The following is a 17,503-nucleotide window of genomic DNA, read 5'->3' as shown; positions in this document are numbered from 1 at the left end:
AGGTGGAAACAATAAAGATTTACGTAGAGAATATGTTTAAAACTTTACCAAGGACAGAAGAGCTAAAGAAGTTAAAGCAAGATATATTAATGAATATGGAAGAAAAGTATTCAGAACTTAAAAGTGAGGGCAAAACTGAAAATGAAGCCGTTGGTATTGTAATTTCTGAATTTGGCAATATAGATGAAATAATAAAAGAGTTTGGAATTGAAACAAATGAGATAAATAAAGACAATGAGCTGCCTCAGGTTAGTTTAGAAGGAGCAAGAAGTTTTTTAAAGGATACAAAAAGATGTAATTTCCTTGTGAGTATAGGGGTTATGCTTTGTATGCTTGGGGGATCATTTTTAGTTTTATTTTTTCAATTACATGAGGATGGGATAATCTTTAATGGATTAAATGAAGACAAGGTAAGCTTTATTCCAGTAAGTATACTTTTAGTTCTTGTAGTAGTTGCTGTAGCACTATTTATTTTCTCAGGAAATTTAATGGAAAAGTATAAGTATATTGAAAAAGGATTATTTAACTTAGAGGGTAATGCTAAAATGATGGTTGAGGCGGAGTCTGAAAGATTAAAATCAAAGGTAACCTTTGGGACTATTATAGGAGTGGCACTTTGCATTTTATCGCCAATAGCAATTTTCATAGGTGGAATGATAAGTGAAGCGGGCTATGTATACGGAACTACAGTACTTGTTTTAATTGTTGCAGTGGCTGTATTTCTTTTTATTAATGTAAGTGCATGTAATAATGCACACAAAAAGCTTTTAAAACAAGGAGAGTATAGTGAGAAATCAAGAGAAGGAGATAGGGTTATAGGTGCAGTAGCTAGCGTAGTTTGGCCATTAACCACAATTGTGTTTTTTATATGGGGTTTTGCCTTTAATGGATGGGGGACTTCATGGATGGTCTTTCCTGCAGTAGGAATTTTATTTGGGATTTTCTGTAGTATATATAAATCACTAAAAGGAATAGAGGAATAATAAAAAAATCTCTAGTTAAAATTTTTAACTAGAGATTACTTTTTTCTAATTATATATTACCACAAAATTGCGAAAAATTCAAGTCTTGAAGTAGGGTTAAATAAGGAGTACAGTAAGTTTAGAGGTGATCTGTGTGAATAAAAATATTAGTTTAGCACTTCAAGATATTCAAAAAAAACAAGCGATAATAGAGCTGAAAAGTTGTAATGAAATGACAAGTAAATATGGTTTAACATTATCTAATGAAGATATTAATGAGCTAGTTGAAAATCGTTTTAAGTCTTTAAAAGATACAGGAAGAATTGAGTTTTCAGAAGGTGTTTTGAAAAAGCTAGTTGAAGCCTTTTGTGATTCATCTTATATAATGCAACAGAATTACAAAGATACATTAATGGAGATTCAAGAGTCTTTTTATTTCTTTAAAAGTGAGGCTGTGGATCAGATATCTGATGATGAACTTATTGAGTTTATGAAAAGACATTTTGATGGAAAATGCCAAGGCTCCGTAGAATATTTAAGTGGAACTAATTTAGAAGAGCTTTGCAGAGATACAAGATACGGATATGAGGTTGATGATACAGATATATATGGTCATGAATTTTAGGAGGCATTATGGAAGAAAATAATATAAGTTTATTGTCATTTTCAGATAATATGCAAATAGATAAAAACCTGGGTGAAGAAGATAGAATGCTTATTGAATTAAAAATGTGGAATTTACTATCTAAGCATACTGAAAGATATACAATGGGTGATAGTACATCAGTTCCAATAGAAGTAGCTGAAGAGTTACTTAATTCAATTTGTTTTTCAATAGAATTAGAATTACAGGGATCAAATAATCAAAAAGAAGTATTGCTAGGAGAAGATATAAGCCATTTATTAAAAGCTTCTTGGAGCAAAATAGATTTTATGATTGAGATGGGAAAGAAGTTATTAGAAGAGGTTAAAGAAAATTCACCGTATATAGAAAACATATCTTATAATGATACATTAAAGGAAATAGGAGAATTCTTTAAAAAATATGATTATAGATTCTTTGCTCATAAGATAGACTGTTCTATAGATTATCAACTTTCTAATCCAGTATCAGAAAAATTACAGGGAATTCAGTATATAAATGAATATTTAAAATCCTTGATTATCGAAAATGAGTTTTGCAAACATTTTAATAAGGATAAAGTTATATATATGTTAAATAGCTATTGTCCTGATTATAAAGGGCTATTAATTAATATTTTTGAGCCAATACTAACAAATGCAGTAGGGCTGGATATTTTAGGAGAGGATATATTATCCTTAGAGATTTCAGATATGGAAAGAGAAATGTTATTAAGGACTTTTAGAAATTTATCAAAAGCTGAGATTTTAGATAAGTTAAAAAGTTCAGCAAAGAGGGTATGCGATACTTTAGGGATAATCGATAATGAAAAGATAGAATATATTCAAAAAACAGCTATAGAGATTTATCCTAGAATTAAAGTTGGATTATCAACTGGAAATATTGATAATGTATTTTTAAGCTTTAAGTATGAAGAGGGTTTAAATGAAATTGATTTTATAGATAATGATGCTATGGACAATGAAAAGTTACGCAATTTAATAAATGAAATAAAAGATTGTAGATTTATTTCTGATAAGATTGCAATGGTGAAAGAAGCGGTTCATAGCTTAAGTGATTTAGTAGAAGTATTAGGCCTATGCTTTTGGGATGATGAAGCATTAGAATTATTTAAAACACTTTCAAAGGAAGAAATATATTTATTAAAGGATTATTTAGATAGTAAAGGTGAAGGATATATTTCTAATTCAGAATGGGAAATAAGATTTAGGAATTATATAAGAAAATAAGTTTATAAAAACAGACGATGGAGACTTAACAGAAAAGGTTTCAGCTTAAGTAGTTACTAAGTAAACAAATAAGGTAACTACTTAAGTGAGAATCTAAATCTATGATTTAGAACTTACTCCTTGGAACGCATATGAGAAGGAGCTCCATTTAATACATAAAGCTATTGTGAACTATAAAATTTATGGTTTGCTATAGCTTTTATTATTTCTGTGAATACCTATATGAAGTAATATTCCATTTATAGTATGAAATTCTTTTAAAAGAATATTTAGATATAAATGGAAAATATGTTATTATAATATTATGAAAGTTACATTGATATATATTAAATTATGAAGTAGTTTTATATTTAACTAATAGACAAAATAGGAATTTGAAATACAGATTATTTATATTTTGAGAGGTGATGGGATTTGAATAAAGATGAGTTTTGGCAGGAATTTTTATATGTTAAGAATAAGGAGCCTTCAACACAGTATATAGAGTGTTTTCATTTTGAGTTGACAGAGAAGTTAGCAAATGAATTATTAGAAATGGTATTGTCCGGTAAAAAGCAAGCAACAGCAAGTAGCTTGTTGGCATATAAAATTGAAGGAGATAGAATTCCACAGGTAGGTGACTATAGTATTGTTACTGATTGGAACGGCAATCCTCGCTGTGTAATTGAAACAACAGCTGTGACAATATTACCATTTAATCAAATAACATTTGATATTTGTAAGCGTGAAGGTGAAGATGATACATTAGAATCTTGGCAAAAAGGACATATGCATTTTTTTATGGAGGATGGGAAAGAACTTGGGTATGAGTTCTCGGAAAATATGCCTGTAATTTTTGAAGATTTTAAAGTTGTATTCTCAAAATGAGATAACCTACAATGCAAAATTAAAATACGTTGAGAAATTCCAATTTAAGGTTAAGTAATATAAATAGAAATTTATATTAGAATATCATGCCCTTATGGGGCAGGTTCTCATGGTTAATTTTATAATCGAAAGGAATAACAAGCAAATGAACGATATTACAGTAAATAAAACAAAATGGAGTGAAATACAGAATCTTTATACAGACTACTTTGATGAACTTGGATATAAAAATGATGGTTTTCATAATTCTATTATGTTTGAAGGAGAACCATATCTCATCATTTGCAATGATGAAGAATCAGGATTTTTCTCTGTTGGAACTTCATGGGACAATGGCAAAATGTTAAGAGGATTTTATGTGATTCCTTCAAAACGCCGAGCATCAATAGAAATATTCAATAAAGTAATGGAGGATTTTCAGATTGAAGCAGCCATTGTTGCAAGCAATGACTCACATTATGTTGGACTTGCATTTGAAAAGATGAATTCACTTAAAACATTTTTTGATATGCAGGCATTTAACTTTATTTATGGAGAGTCTGAACGTGAAGCGGAGTATGGCATGAATTGTGTGAAAGAGGTAAGTCCAAGTGAATATGAATTAATGAACAGTCTTACTGAGAAGCAATGGGAAGGTTGCTTTGAAGATGGAAATTTCAAGTTCTATAAAATCACAAACAATAAGGAGACATTAGGATATGGTGGTATAGGTAAGATGATAAATAATCAGAAAAATGTTGACGTAGGCAATTTCACACTTCCACAGCATAGAAGGAAAGGCGTCGGCAGAAGTATAATGATAAACCTGAGCAAGATTGCTATCCAGCAAGGGTTAATCCCTGTTGCAGGATGTTGGTATGGCAATACAGAGAGCATTACAACGTTGATAAGCAGTGGGTTCATTCCAGAAAATAGAATTTTTCATGTAAGATTCCGTTAAATATTATAAATGAGTTAACTTATGAATCCATAAAAGCAAGCATCTGCTTGTAACTGACGCGCAAATTAGAATTTGTTGGGAAGATTAGTTGTCTTAGGTTTGGAGGTGAGTATAATAGAAATTAAAATTTATCCTTTTAATGCACTTGGGGATTACTTTTCAGCTGATATAATGGCAATATATAATGGAAAATGGATATTTTGTATGCATAAAGAAAGAGATACATGGGAACATCCCAGTGGTCATATTGAACTTGGTGAAACACCGTTAGAGGCTGCAAAAAGAGAACTCTATGAAGAAACCGGAGCTGTTGAATTTATTATTGAACCATTATGTGATTACTATATAAACGGTATACAGAATGGTTGGCATTTCAAAGGAAATGGACAAGTGTATTTTGCAATTGTACAGAATATAGGTGATTTGCCAAATTACAGTGAGATGGGAAAAATAGGATTGTTCGATTGTTTGCCGGATCAATTAACTTATCCAATACTACGGGATTGTTTTTCTATTGCAGAGAGAAAGTGGCAATCAACAAAATGAGCATACTACAAAGCCCGACAGCTTCCAATTTAAGGGTGAGTAATGGAAATAGTAATTTGTTGAGGAGAAGATATGTATGGAAAAAGCAGAAAAATCAGATAACTTTACAAACAATGATGATAGAATTGATTGGAGCAAACAGTATGAGGTAGTAGAGAAAATTGGAGTAAAAGGTTATTTACAAAGACATTTCGAAGAGTGTAAATATATATGGATAAATATGGTTCCTAAGTCGGGACAAGCTGATAATCTTCAAGGGGAAATGCTTAGAATGACAGAAAAGTTAAGAAATGAAGCAGTAGGTAATGGAAATATAAACTGGGATGATAATTTTGAGTGGTTCTGCGATTTTATTAAGAAAGAATTAGTGAACTGTGGTTTGTTTGACGAAACAAAAAATATAAAAATAAGAATGGTTTTAGATTATATAAAGAATAATGGAAATTATGCCCGTAAATATGCTAATGGCGAAATTGCTGATAGTCAAGTTGATATATTAAGATTAGCATATACAGACGATGATATTTATGACTATTTAGAAGATGCCATTGCAGAGTATTATTTCGCAAATAAGTCTCCTATACCATATGAAATTAAAGATTTTATTTATAGATAGATTATTAATATAAATTCCAATATGTAGATTAGGTTGAAAAATAGTAATTTATTGGGAAGTAACTCCTTTTAAATACCTTAAGACTGTTTTTTATTCTCAATATTATATTACTGTAGTATTATTTTGATTTACCATATTTTGTAGTATAATTAATTGTAAATATAAGGAGCAACTTCTCCAGTCAAGACAGAAAATAGTGATTCTAAGCCAAATTATGAAGGGGATTATTGAAGGGGGATATGATGAAAAATAAAAACAGTAAACAAATTGAAAATGGTAAACAAATTAAAAATAAGTCTAAACAAATTTTTATCATTGTTTTTTCGTTATTTATGGTTTGTTTAATATTAATTGGGTCAGGATACTTATATGTTAGAGGCAAGATATATAGAAAAAATAAACCTACAGTGGTAACAGATGTAGAAACTCCTGTTAAACCAAAGGAAGAAACTATTGACTATAAGGAAGTTGATGGAATTACCAATGTATTATTAATTGGTGCTGATGGAATAAATTTTGATTCAGGAGATCAAAGATCAGATTCTATGATTATTGCAACTTTAGATAGTAATAATAAAAAAGTGAAATTAACATCTCTATATAGAGATGCATTAGTATATATTCCAGGCTATGGGGAAGATAAGATGAATGCATCATTTAGTTTAGGTGGACCAGAGCTTGTAATGGATACCATAAGATATAATTATGATTTAAATATAGAAAAATATGCAATGATAAATTTTGTAGGTTTTGAATCTATAATTGATCAAATAGGTGGAATAGATATTGACGTTCAGCAATATCAATTACACGAATTAAACAAGTACATAGGCATTGATACTGGTGGAAATAATTGTTCAGTAGAGAAACCAGGGCTTCAAACCTTAAATGGTAAACAAGCTTTATCTTATGCAAGAATAAGAAAAGGTGTTGGAGATGATTTTGAAAGGGCTGAAAGACAAAGAGAAGTACTTTCTAAAGTCGCTGAAAAGCTACAGAAAACTAATCCTATTAAGTATTTTGGGATAGCAAATAAGATGTTAGATTATCTTAGAACTAATATGGAGCTTGTTGAATGTTTAAATATGGCATATACTATTTTTAAATTCCCAAGTTTAGATACGGAACAACTTAGCATACCAGCGCCAGAACTTTGTGTAGATGAAGAAGTAGATGGAAATTTAGTTTTAAGAATGGATAGATATAAAAATGCATTAATACTTAACGACTTCATTTTTAATGATACTCTACCAGATTTTATATTAAATAGAAGTACTGAAAGAGATACAAGTATTTATTATGAATATGATGGATTCGGTGAATAGAATTAAATTTAAAAAGAAAATTTAGATAATTAAAGTAATGTAATATATTATAAGCAAAACAACAACTGTTATTATTTTAATATAATAACAGTTTTTACTCTTTAGAAGATGATATGAATAAGAAAAATAGTAATTTGTAAAGGAGACTATTGATGAAGACTAAATATGTAGTAGTAGAAGATTATAATCCAATATGGAAAGAGAAATTTAAAAGTATAAAGAATGAACTATTAACAGTTTTATCAGGAAAAATTATTTCAATAGAGCATGTTGGAAGTACATCAGTAGAAGGATTATGTGCAAAACCAATTATAGATATTGATATTGTGATTGATAAAAACTTTGAAGAGGTTAAGGGATTATTAGAAAGTATTGGTTATATATATGAAGGGGATTTAGGCATACACGGTAGAGAGGCATTTAGATATATTAATAAGCCGCATTTAATGATACATCATTTATATGTATGTAATAAAGATAATGAAGAACTATATCGTCATATTACTTTTAGAGATTATCTTAGAAATCATAAAAAAGAAAGAGATACATATGGTGAAATAAAAAAGAAAATGGCATTAAAATATCATCAAGATATTGATTCTTATATTAGAGGAAAGCAACAAGTAATTTTAGATATATATAGGAAGTGTGGTTTAGAAAAATAAATTCCAGTTTAAGGTTGAGTATTATAAATAGTAAATTTGCAGTTAACAGACTTTATATAGAATTAACTGAGAAAGGAGGATTTTATTATGATAAACAAGAAAAATAAAGAGCTTTTATGGAGGGTTTTACCTCTATAAATTATGGAGGAAATATGTTTAAAGATAAATTTAATATTAGTAATATTCCTGCAGTTTTGTGGGGAGAAAAGAGTGAAAAACTTTTTATTGCAGTACATGGAAATATGTCAAACAAGGAAGATGTTGTGATTCAAATTTTAGCTGAAGAAGCACATCAAAAAGGTTATCAAGTGCTAAGTTTTGATTTACCAGAACATGGTGAAAGAAAAAATGATAGTACTCCTTGCAAAGTACAGTTTTGCGTTAGTGATTTATCTATAATTATGAACTATGCAAAAGAACATTGGAAAGAAGTGAGTTTGTTTGCATGTAGTATGGGAGCTTATTTTAGTCTTTTAGCGTATAAAAATGATATCTTGAGAAAGGCATTATTTTTATCGCCAGTAGTTAATATGGAAAGAATTATTGAAAATATGATGATATGGTTTAATGTAACACCAGAGCGTTTGCAAAAGGAAATGACTATAGAAACACCCATTGGTCAAAAGCTGTATTGGGATTACTTCTGTTATGTAAAACAACATCCTATTAATACATGGAATACAGATACAGATATTATGTATGGAGCAAAGGATGAATTGTGTGAATTTGAAACTATTAGTTATTTTGTTAAAAAATATTGTTGTAGATTAGAAATCATGGACGCAGGAGAACATTATTTTCATACAAAAGAACAGTTGAATGTATTCAAGCATTGGTTACGAAAGCATATTGATTAATAAATTCCAATATGTAGATTAGAAAATAGGAATTTATCATAGAAACTAAATGGAGGTTTGATTATGTACTATGAACAGGCTAGAAACTTTATTTATAAGAATGCTAGACCACTTGATATAGCAAGATGGAAATACCTGTTTGAAAACGGGAGCAAGGAAGATGTTCTGACAGCGTTAATTGCATACCAAAATGAGGATGGAGGCTTTGGGAATGCACTTGAGCCAGATTGTTGGAATCCTAATTCATCTCCAGTGCAAACATGGGTTGCCACGGAAATCATTAAAGAGATAAATCTGAATGATAAAAATCACCCAATTATACAAGGAGTATTAAATTACTTGTCATTGGGAAATGATTTTGATGGACATACATGGTCAAATACAGTGGCTACTAACAATGATTATCCTCATGCACCATGGTGGAGTTTCGAGCCCCATCAGGAAACATCATATAATCCTACAGCATGCCTTATTGGTTTTATATTGAAATTTGAAGATAAAAATAGCAAACTTTTTGAATTGGCCTGTGTTCTTGCTAAAGAAGCATATAGTTATTTTAAGTTACATTTTCCTATGGAATCTATGCACACTGTTTCTTGCTTTGTTGAATTGTATGAGTATATAAAAGAAAGCTCAATGAATGATCTTTTGGATATAGAGGAATTCAGTGCTTTACTACATGAACAGATTCAACATGTTATAACATACGACACATCAAAGTGGGCAGTTGACTACGTATGTAAGCCATCTTTATTCATAGGCACTAAAACAAGTGATTTCTATATGGATAATAAAGAAATATGCGATTATGAATGTGAGTTTATTTTAAATACTCAAGAATCAGATGGTACATGGGGTATTACATGGTCATGGACAGATTATCCTGAACAATGGAACATTAGCAAGAATTGGTGGAAATCAGATTTGATTATAAAAAATACACGATATATTAAAGCAATACACAGCTAAATTCCAATATGTAGATTGGAAAATAGGAATTTATCGAGTTGTTTATAATTAATTATGAAGAACATTTATAAACAATGAAATATACAAATCAGAATTTATAAAGGAGATGCAACAAGATGGGAAAACATGTGTCATTAGCAAATAATTTCACATTATATAAAGATGAGATTGAATTAATACAAGCTCAAAACCGAGTAGAATGCGATTTATACTCAGTAATTGCCTATATTATTAGAGAGAGTAAGCAAGGTGGGGATATTTCTTTAAGAGATGTTTCTGTACGACGGAAAACTGATTTTTCTAGACCATTTAAAGGAGACGCAGGATTTCCGGACTTTGTGATAAGGACAAGAGAAAAAAGTGAGAATGCAGCTATTCTTGGGGCAGTTGAGATAAAGTATATAGGTTTAGATTTGGATTGGGAAGACTATATAGAACAGTTAAACGGACATATTGATTTTTACAAACAGGTTATTTATACTAATGGCATCGAATGGAGATTTTATAATTTAGACGAGTTTAGAAATAAAAAACGTATATGGAAAGTCACTCTCGGAAAATTCGATAAAGAAGTAATTATTTGGAATAATAAGGAGAAATGGCAAGATTTGTTGAAAAAATTAGATAATATTACATGGATAAGGCAGAAATAGATTAACAAATTCCAATTTATCAAGGAATTTAAATCAATTTCAAAAAATAATATAATATGAAATAAAGAGTATTTTAATATTAGTTAGATAAATAGGAATTTGTAAGGGGGATAAATATTTAGCGAATAGTTTTAATCAGATTATATATAATATGTGAGGTAAGAGAATTATGAAAAATAGGTTATTCATAGTAGAAGGTGTGCCATGTACTGGAAAAACTTCCACGAGTGAATTTATATCAAACTTAATAAGTACATCAGGAGAAAAGGCATTACATTTCCCAGAGGGAGCACCTGACCATCCAGCAGATTATAACTTTCATGCTTTTGTAACTAATGATGATTTGGATAGATTTTCAACGGCTGAAAAAGATATACTATTAAGTAGTTCTGAGCATAAAAGTAATGGATATGTAATTTCATTAACTAATATTGGCGGAGAATTATTTAATAAGGTAATTCAATATAAGATATATGATATGCTCCCATGGGATAAAGAATATCCTGTAATGATTAACAAATGGGAAGATTTCAGTAAAACAGCAATGACTAATGATTATATATATGTGTTTGATTGTTGTTTCTTACAAAATCCACTTTGTGAGACAATGATGAGATTTAATATGAAAACTGAAGGGATTTATGATTATATAGATAATATTTATCAGCGCATAAAACAACTTAATCCTGTAGTTATATATCTTAAAAATACCAATATAAAACAACGTATACAAGATGTTTCAAAAGAGAGAGAAAAGAAATGGCTTGATGAAGTAATAAAATACCATACATCACAAGGATATGGTAAGGGCTGTGGATATGAAGGTTTTGATGGGTATGTTAAATGCTTAAAAGCAAGACAGGAAATAGAATTATCTATTTTAAATAATCTTAACATAGATAAAATGATAATTGAAAATCCATTTGAAAATTGGGAGGAAACACATAAAAAACTTAAGAATTTTATATATGGATTGTAAGTACAAATTTCAATATGTAGATTAGACTGGAAAATAGGAATTTGAAAAGGGGAACATATATGATTGTAGATAAATTTGAAACTCCTGTTGGTTTATTTAGAGTATATAAAAATTCTGAAATTTGTTTTTTCTTTATCGAAGAGGGTACATATAATACTTATTGGATGAATGATAATAAAGCAGTTCATCCAGAAGGATGTTATAAAATTTTATTAGATTTAAATTCTTTTTCATTAGGTGACATAATTTCATGTGAACTTGATAACGGTAAAATGTTTAATGACGGTGGTGATGAAAATACTCTTAATATTGTTGGGGAAATTGGAGGTTATATAATTGGAATTGGAGCACCGGATTCTAGATCTATAGAAAAGATGTATTCTCAAAGTAAGTTTCCAAAAGATATGAACAATACAAAATATGAATTGCCTTATGATACATTAGAAATTACTAGAGGTGGTTATATTTTCAAGATTAAAGATAACCCAGCCGAATATAGAGATAGAAATTTTAGAAAATATATAGAGCTTTCTTTGGTATGGGAAAGAAAAGAAAAGAATTATGCTTGGGAGATTGTATCCTTTTTAACTTGCTAAATTCCAATTTGTTGAATAATTAAATTCTTGTCGATAATTAATATAAAGACTTATTTAGAAAGGGGGGTGTTATATAGAGTGAATAAAAAATTAGCATTATCAGTAGTTACATTTAGTGGAGTGATTGCAACTTTAACTGGTGGAATCGAGTCAGGAATTATGTATGCTGTTAATATTGCTTTGATTTCATTATGTTGCTTGTATACATCAATTAAAAAGAAGAATGACGCATTAACTGCAGTAAAGTAAAAAAATAGCTCTATCTAACAAATGATAATTCAATGAATAGGATGATTTATTATCATTCTATTCATTTTTTATATAAAATATTTAATTTTAACAGTCCTACAAATTTCAATTTATCAATAAGATTGTTTAAATTTATGCGGTGGAAAATGATTATATGGATAAATGGTGCTTTTGATAGTGGAAAAGTAGATTTAGTTTATACTTTCCTTACCTTCAGTTTGTATGTGGACATATGTAAGTTTGCGTTGACTTGGAGCGAGGCGACGGAATAAGTAAACTTACATATGTCCACTATTTTATTATAAACTACTAAAATTAGCTAATGCTGCTAACTGACCATGATGATAGTCTTTTATATTAATATAATTATTAAGCCTATCATTAAGTTCTATTCTTAATGAATTTCCCTTTTCTGTATATAGCCATTGATATAATAGTTCACAACACTCATGTATATTTTCACTATAAGTTGAAAAGCGAGGACTTAATTCAGTCATTAACTGATTAACTTGAGAATCAAAAATACAAATACTAGGTAAAAAGTAAGAATAATAAGCATTTTTCCATTGAAGTTGATGCTGAGGTTCTTTTACTATTTCATATAATTGCAATTTCATTTTATTTACGTATTTTTCATAATCAGATTTATTTATACTACATACCTCGTTTATATGAATATTACGTTTTGTAAATTCCTTATCTATTTCAGAGGCTGAAAGGGAATATAGATACTTTTTTAATAAAACAATATTGGAGTCATTAATATCAGCCATTGTTTTAAGAGTTTTATCCCATAAAAACTGACGATATTCAGTCATTGGAAGATCATATAAAAAATTACCCCACAAATATAATGAAATTAATTTAGAATCATTTAAATTATTTGAAATATTTAAAGTAGGTTTTTGTGTTGGAAAAATAATATTTTCAATATGATTACTTAAGTCATCATAAGAAACAAATAAGGGTAATTTATTATTTAAAGTCTGTAAGCATTCAATTTTTTTACCAAGCAAAACATACTCTTCTTCTAGCTTTTCGGTTTGTCTTTGGATATAAAAATGAATTGTATTAGGATATTTCAATATGCAACGAATATCAGAGATAGAAAATTCAGCTAATCGTAATTGTTTTATAGTTTTCAATTTATTAATATCATCCACTGAAAATATATAATACCCATTAGTTAAATTAACTTCCGGAGTAATTAAATTTTCTTCTATGTAGTAATGAATAGTTCTTTTGTTAAGACCAGTTTTTTTAACCACTTCATTTATTTTCATACAAAATCTCCCCAAATAAACTGTTACCCTAATGTACAGTTTTTATTATAATTATTAATAAATAGGTTACAAAAATATTATACCACGGTGGAAAACTTATACATATCAGTATTTGGCGGGAATATTACTTTAGTAAATTAACTTATTGACTATCCATAAACGTTATACTGTAGAATTTTTATATAAGACATCTTCAAAAAATAAATAAGTCAGTATGCTCTTCTATTTTGTGTTATACTGCGTCAACAGAACCATTAGATAGCTTGGCTATCTGTGAAATCTGTTTCCTTGTCTAACTCAAAATATCCTTCACATCTTTGACTTATTATTTATTTTCAGATGCCTAAGGTAAGGAGGTATTAGTATGTTTAATAAGTTATTTTCACCAATTAAAATTAGAGGAATGGAACTGAAAAATCGTATTATTTTTCCTGCTATGGGAACAAAGTTTGCTGGAAACTCTAGAATGGTAAATGATCAGTTAATTCAATATCATCTAGAAAGAGTTAAAGGTGGAACAGGTCTTAATATGGTTGAAGTCACAAGTGTGCATGAAAAGAGTGCACCAAGAAGATATTTAGCAATATGTGATGATAAATATATTCCTGGATTTAGGAAACTGACAGATGCTATTCATGAAGCAGGCGGTAAAGCTGGAATTCAATTATGGCAAGGTAGCCTAGCTGTTGGTAGTGACAAATCTGCACAAATATTAGTAGCTAGTGATATGCCAGTAAGTGCAGAGGTTACATTGCCAGGGATAACTATAGATCAAATTAAAGAAGTAGTAGCAAGTTATGGAGCAGCAGCAAAGAGAGCTGTAGAAGCAGGATTTGATTGTATTGAAATACATGCAGGACATAATTATCTTCCTCATTCATTTCTTTCAGCTGGAATAAATAGAAGAAATGATGAGTATGGTGGTTCTTTTGAAAATCGTGCTAAGTTTCCATTAGAAGTAATTAAGGCAGTAAGAAACAATATACCAGATACTATGCCAATATTTATGCGTATAGATGCTCATGATGATTATTTAGAAAATGGACTTACAATAGAAGAAGTTATTAAATTCTGTAATCTTGCAAAAGATGCTGGTGTAGATGTACTTGATATTTCAAGAGGAAATATCTTAACAGCTGCATTAAAATATGAAGTTCCTCCAATAGATTTACCTAGAGGATTCAACATTGAAAATGCAGCAAGAATTAGAAAAGAAACAGGTATGCTTACAGTTGGTGTAGGTAGAATAAATAATGCTGAATTAGCAGAGCAAATTTTAGAAGATGATAAAGTTGATATGATAGTAATTGGACGTGCTCAGTTAGCAGATCCTTATTTTTGTGAGAAATCACGTTTAGGAAATATTGAAGATATTGATTATTGTGTAGGCTGTAATCAAGGTTGTTACGATTGCTGTGAAAATGTGGATGCAGAACATATTACATGTCTTAGAAATCCAGCCCTTGGTAGAGAAGGAATATGTAAAATAAATAAAGCTGAAAAGCCAGAAACAGTATTAATTGCTGGTGGAGGAATAGCTGGTTTAGAAGCTGCTATAATATTAAAAATGCGTGGACATAATCCAATAATATGTGAAGCAACAGGAGTATTAGGAGGACAATTTTTAACTGCAGGGGAAGCTCCAAGAAAAGAAGAAATGAAGGAAGCTGCTGAAAGTATGGCTAAGAAAGCCGAAAGACTAGGTGTAGAAATAAGATTAAATACTAAAGTTACAAAGAATATTATTGAAGAAATAAAACCACATACACTTATTAATGCTATTGGGTCAGAACCAATTATTCCCAATATTACAGGAGCTCAGTTACCATTTGTATTAAACTCTCATGATGTTCTTAATGGAAAAGGAAAAGCTTTAGGGAACATTGTTGTAATTGGTGGTGGATTAGTTGGAATGGAAGTTGCAGAATACCTTACATCACAAGGGGGAAAAGTAACTGTTTTAGAGATGCTTAAAGACTTCTGCCAAGATATGGGGACTACAAGAAAAATATGTGTAACAGAAAATATATATGCTTCAGGTATTACCCCTATAACAGAAGTAAAAGTGACAGAAATAAAAGAAGGAAAAGTTATTGGAATTAAGAATGAAGAAAAAGTATCTTATCCTTGTGACTATGTTGTTATGGCAGTTGGATCAAAATCAAGAGATGGAAAAGAGTTAGAAGATGCATGTAGAGAAAATGGAGTAGCATATTTTGCAGTTGGAGATGCAGCAATGGCAAGAAAAGCTTTAAATGCTACTAGAGAAGCATTTGATGTAGCTATGACTTTTGATGATCCTAAGGTTCATGGAGAAGCATTAGAACCTAAAAAAGTAGTTTTTGTTACTGGTGGAACAGGAATTATGGGAAGAGAGACTTTAAAACAATTGCTTTCAAGGAGTAGTAGATTTAAAGTAAGAGCTATTGCAAGACCATCAGAAAAAAATAAAGAAATAATGAAAAAATTTGCATGTCCTTCTTTAGAAGCTATCTGGGGTGATATGGCTGATTACGATACTATTTTAAAAGGTGTAACTGGTGCAGATTATGTATTGCATATAGGTGCTATGGTATCTCCAGCAGCTGATAAATATCCTAAAGAGACACTTTACACTAATATAGGTTCTACTTTAAATATAATAAAGGCTATTAAAGCACAACCTGATCCAGATAAAGTACATTTTGCATATGTTGCAACAGTAGCAATGACTGGTGGAAGAACAGCACCAATTCATTGGGGAAGAGTTGGCGACCCAATTAATCCTTCTATTTTTGACTATTATGGAATGTCAAAGGTATTTTCAGAAATGGCACTTTTTGATTCAGGATTGAAACATTGGGTATCAATACGTCAAACAGGACAACATCCAAGTAATGAAAATGCTAAAGATGAACCTATAGTATTCCATCAACCTCCAAATAATGTATTAGAGTGGAGCACTTCTATTGAATCAGGAATATGTATGGCTAATCTTTGTGAAGATTGGGTTCCAGAAGAATTTTGGAGAAAGGCATATAATTTAAGTAGTGGAAAAGGATATCGTCTAGCTACTTGGGAATTGATGGATTTGCAGCTTGGAGCATTTGGAATTAAGTTTACTGATTTGTATGATACAAGAATGATGGCACAATATAATTTCCATGGCCATTATTATTCAGATGCAGATAAATTAGACCAAATATTACATTTCCGTTGTATTCCTGCTGAACAATATTGGGCATCAGTAAAAGAAGAAATGCAGCTTATGGCAGCAAATCCAATGGTTAGAGCGATGTTTCCAACAGTAGAGCAAATGAAAGCTAATAATATTGCAATAGGTCATAAAGAAATGGGAACTTATTGGATGTTTGAAAATAACGAAGAAGATTGGATTAATGCTTTCTTTGGATCAAGAGAAAAACAAAAGGCTATTAAAAGTGTAGAGGAAGGCTATGAATTATTCCATCCAAGTGAAGAGGTAACTTATCTAAATCATGGCTATGATGAAGAAAAAGGTATAGAAAATTTAACTATTGAGGATCTAAATAAAGCAGCAAAATTCCGTGGGGGAGAGTGCTTAGCAAAGGAAATTTTAGATATATATACACCAATTAAATGGAGATGTGCAGATGGACATGAATTTATGCTTTCAACAAATGCTGTATTACATGGTGGACATTGGTGTCCAGAGTGTTTAAGAAATGAATGGCATTATGGTGATATAGCTAAAAAGAATCCTTTCTATGCTCAAGTATGGACACCTATACATGGAGAAAATGATGATTATGTAATACCAATGAAGCATAGCGCATACGATGTTACAGATGAATTAAAGAAAAGTTTAGGTTTAGATTAAAATAATATAATTAGGCATCTTCAAAAAATAAGTAAGTCAGAATGCTCGTCTATTTTGTGTTATACTGCGTCAACAGAACCCTTAGATAGTGCTACTATCTGCGGAACCTATTTCCTTGTCTAACTCAAAATATACTTCCCATCTTTGACTTATTATTTATTTTCAGATGCCTTAAAAAGAGTTTAGATTTTATCAAAATCAAATGAAAGTAATTTAAGACTGCCGTTATGGCAGTCTTTTTATGTAGCTAGTATTAATAGTTGTTTACGAATTTAATATATTCTCA

General features: G+C 30.0%; 17 protein-coding genes. 16 read left to right on the top strand and 1 reads right to left on the bottom strand.

The genetic code is table 11. The features are described 5' to 3' along the window. Nucleotides 1–2 precede the first annotated feature (2 nt). From ACYUEX_RS06695 to ACYUEX_RS06625, 15 genes are all read left to right on the top strand, one after another. Nucleotides 3–983, top strand: coding sequence for a permease prefix domain 1-containing protein (locus ACYUEX_RS06695; RefSeq protein WP_460287191.1), 981 nt, complete (start codon nt 3–5; stop codon nt 981–983). A gap of 133 nt (nt 984–1,116) precedes the next feature. Further along, nucleotides 1,117–1,587 carry a DUF6323 family protein gene (locus ACYUEX_RS06690; RefSeq protein WP_460287190.1) on the top strand — a complete coding sequence of 157 codons (471 nt, stop codon included), beginning with the start codon at nt 1,117–1,119 and terminating at the stop codon, nt 1,585–1,587. 8 nt (nt 1,588–1,595) lie between these two features. Further along, nucleotides 1,596–2,834 carry a DUF6179 domain-containing protein gene (locus ACYUEX_RS06685; protein WP_460287189.1) on the top strand — a complete coding sequence of 413 codons (1,239 nt, stop codon included), beginning with the start codon at nt 1,596–1,598 and terminating at the stop codon, nt 2,832–2,834. A gap of 501 nt (nt 2,835–3,335) precedes the next feature. Next, on the top strand, nt 3,336–3,701 hold the full coding sequence (locus tag ACYUEX_RS06680) for an ASCH domain-containing protein (protein ID WP_460287188.1): 366 nt from the start codon (nt 3,336–3,338) through the stop codon (nt 3,699–3,701). 94 nt (nt 3,702–3,795) lie between these two features. Then, nucleotides 3,796–4,641 (top strand): hypothetical protein, encoded by an 846-nt coding sequence (locus ACYUEX_RS06675; RefSeq protein WP_460287187.1) that lies wholly within the window; start codon nt 3,796–3,798, stop codon nt 4,639–4,641. Between the two features lie 105 nt (nt 4,642–4,746). Then, nucleotides 4,747–5,187: an NUDIX hydrolase gene (locus ACYUEX_RS06670; protein ID WP_460287677.1), complete on the top strand. Its 441-nt coding sequence runs from the start codon at nt 4,747–4,749 to the stop codon at nt 5,185–5,187. 76 nt (nt 5,188–5,263) lie between these two features. Next, nucleotides 5,264–5,803 (top strand): hypothetical protein, encoded by a 540-nt coding sequence (locus ACYUEX_RS06665; RefSeq protein WP_460287186.1) that lies wholly within the window; start codon nt 5,264–5,266, stop codon nt 5,801–5,803. Between the two features lie 242 nt (nt 5,804–6,045). Further along, complete coding sequence (locus tag ACYUEX_RS06660; protein ID WP_460287185.1) at nt 6,046–7,128, top strand: LCP family protein; 1,083 nt, start codon at nt 6,046–6,048, stop codon at nt 7,126–7,128. A gap of 152 nt (nt 7,129–7,280) precedes the next feature. Beyond that, nucleotides 7,281–7,793, top strand: a complete 513-nt coding sequence (locus tag ACYUEX_RS06655) for a GrpB family protein (RefSeq protein ID WP_460287184.1) — start codon at nt 7,281–7,283, stop codon at nt 7,791–7,793. Nucleotides 7,794–7,945: 152 nt separating this feature from the next. After that, complete coding sequence (locus ACYUEX_RS06650; RefSeq protein ID WP_460287183.1) at nt 7,946–8,650, top strand: alpha/beta hydrolase; 705 nt, start codon at nt 7,946–7,948, stop codon at nt 8,648–8,650. Between the two features lie 63 nt (nt 8,651–8,713). Then, a complete protein-coding gene (locus tag ACYUEX_RS06645) occupies nt 8,714–9,619 on the top strand; it encodes a hypothetical protein (RefSeq protein WP_460287182.1) in 906 nt (301 codons plus the stop codon). A 116-nt stretch (nt 9,620–9,735) separates the two neighbouring features. Beyond that, complete coding sequence (locus ACYUEX_RS06640) at nt 9,736–10,272, top strand: hypothetical protein (RefSeq protein WP_460287181.1); 537 nt, start codon at nt 9,736–9,738, stop codon at nt 10,270–10,272. A gap of 169 nt (nt 10,273–10,441) precedes the next feature. Continuing rightward, on the top strand, nt 10,442–11,251 hold the full coding sequence (locus tag ACYUEX_RS06635) for a P-loop NTPase family protein (RefSeq protein ID WP_460287180.1): 810 nt from the start codon (nt 10,442–10,444) through the stop codon (nt 11,249–11,251). 59 nt (nt 11,252–11,310) lie between these two features. Next, complete coding sequence (locus ACYUEX_RS06630; RefSeq protein WP_460287179.1) at nt 11,311–11,847, top strand: hypothetical protein; 537 nt, start codon at nt 11,311–11,313, stop codon at nt 11,845–11,847. Between the two features lie 78 nt (nt 11,848–11,925). Further along, complete coding sequence (locus tag ACYUEX_RS06625; RefSeq protein ID WP_460287178.1) at nt 11,926–12,096, top strand: hypothetical protein; 171 nt, start codon at nt 11,926–11,928, stop codon at nt 12,094–12,096. A 299-nt stretch (nt 12,097–12,395) separates the two neighbouring features. Here ACYUEX_RS06625 and ACYUEX_RS06620 read toward each other — a convergent pair whose 3' ends face one another. Further along, complete coding sequence (locus ACYUEX_RS06620) at nt 12,396–13,379, bottom strand: MerR family transcriptional regulator (protein WP_460287177.1); 984 nt, start codon at nt 13,377–13,379, stop codon at nt 12,396–12,398. 364 nt (nt 13,380–13,743) lie between these two features. On the opposite strand from ACYUEX_RS06620, the gene baiCD reads away from it, so the two are divergent. Continuing rightward, nucleotides 13,744–17,217 carry a bile acid Fe-S flavoenzyme BaiCD gene (baiCD, locus tag ACYUEX_RS06615; protein WP_460287176.1) on the top strand — a complete coding sequence of 1,158 codons (3,474 nt, stop codon included), beginning with the start codon at nt 13,744–13,746 and terminating at the stop codon, nt 17,215–17,217. Nucleotides 17,218–17,503: the final 286 nt, after the last annotated feature.

Source organism: Clostridium sp. CTA-7, assembly GCF_054768095.1.
Note: the sequence above shows the minus strand (reverse complement) of the source record. Positions and strands in the feature narration are given on the sequence as shown.

Excerpts from the sequence above, each read along its gene's own strand:
- ACYUEX_RS06685 (WP_460287189.1), top strand. The coding sequence starts at position 1,596 with ATGGAAGAAAATAATATAAGTTTATTGTCATTTTCAGATAATATGCAA.
- ACYUEX_RS06675 (WP_460287187.1), top strand. The coding sequence starts at position 3,796 with ATGGGGCAGGTTCTCATGGTTAATTTTATAATCGAAAGGAATAACAAG.
- ACYUEX_RS06665 (WP_460287186.1), top strand. The coding sequence starts at position 5,264 with ATGGAAAAAGCAGAAAAATCAGATAACTTTACAAACAATGATGATAGA.
- ACYUEX_RS06660 (WP_460287185.1), top strand. The coding sequence starts at position 6,046 with ATGAAAAATAAAAACAGTAAACAAATTGAAAATGGTAAACAAATTAAA.
- ACYUEX_RS06655 (WP_460287184.1), top strand. The coding sequence starts at position 7,281 with ATGAAGACTAAATATGTAGTAGTAGAAGATTATAATCCAATATGGAAA.
- ACYUEX_RS06650 (WP_460287183.1), top strand. The coding sequence starts at position 7,946 with ATGTTTAAAGATAAATTTAATATTAGTAATATTCCTGCAGTTTTGTGG.
- ACYUEX_RS06645 (WP_460287182.1), top strand. The coding sequence starts at position 8,714 with ATGTACTATGAACAGGCTAGAAACTTTATTTATAAGAATGCTAGACCA.
- ACYUEX_RS06640 (WP_460287181.1), top strand. The coding sequence starts at position 9,736 with ATGGGAAAACATGTGTCATTAGCAAATAATTTCACATTATATAAAGAT.
- ACYUEX_RS06635 (WP_460287180.1), top strand. The coding sequence starts at position 10,442 with ATGAAAAATAGGTTATTCATAGTAGAAGGTGTGCCATGTACTGGAAAA.
- ACYUEX_RS06630 (WP_460287179.1), top strand. The coding sequence starts at position 11,311 with ATGATTGTAGATAAATTTGAAACTCCTGTTGGTTTATTTAGAGTATAT.
- ACYUEX_RS06620 (WP_460287177.1), bottom strand. The coding sequence starts at position 13,379 with ATGAAAATAAATGAAGTGGTTAAAAAAACTGGTCTTAACAAAAGAACT.
- baiCD (WP_460287176.1), top strand. The coding sequence starts at position 13,744 with ATGTTTAATAAGTTATTTTCACCAATTAAAATTAGAGGAATGGAACTG.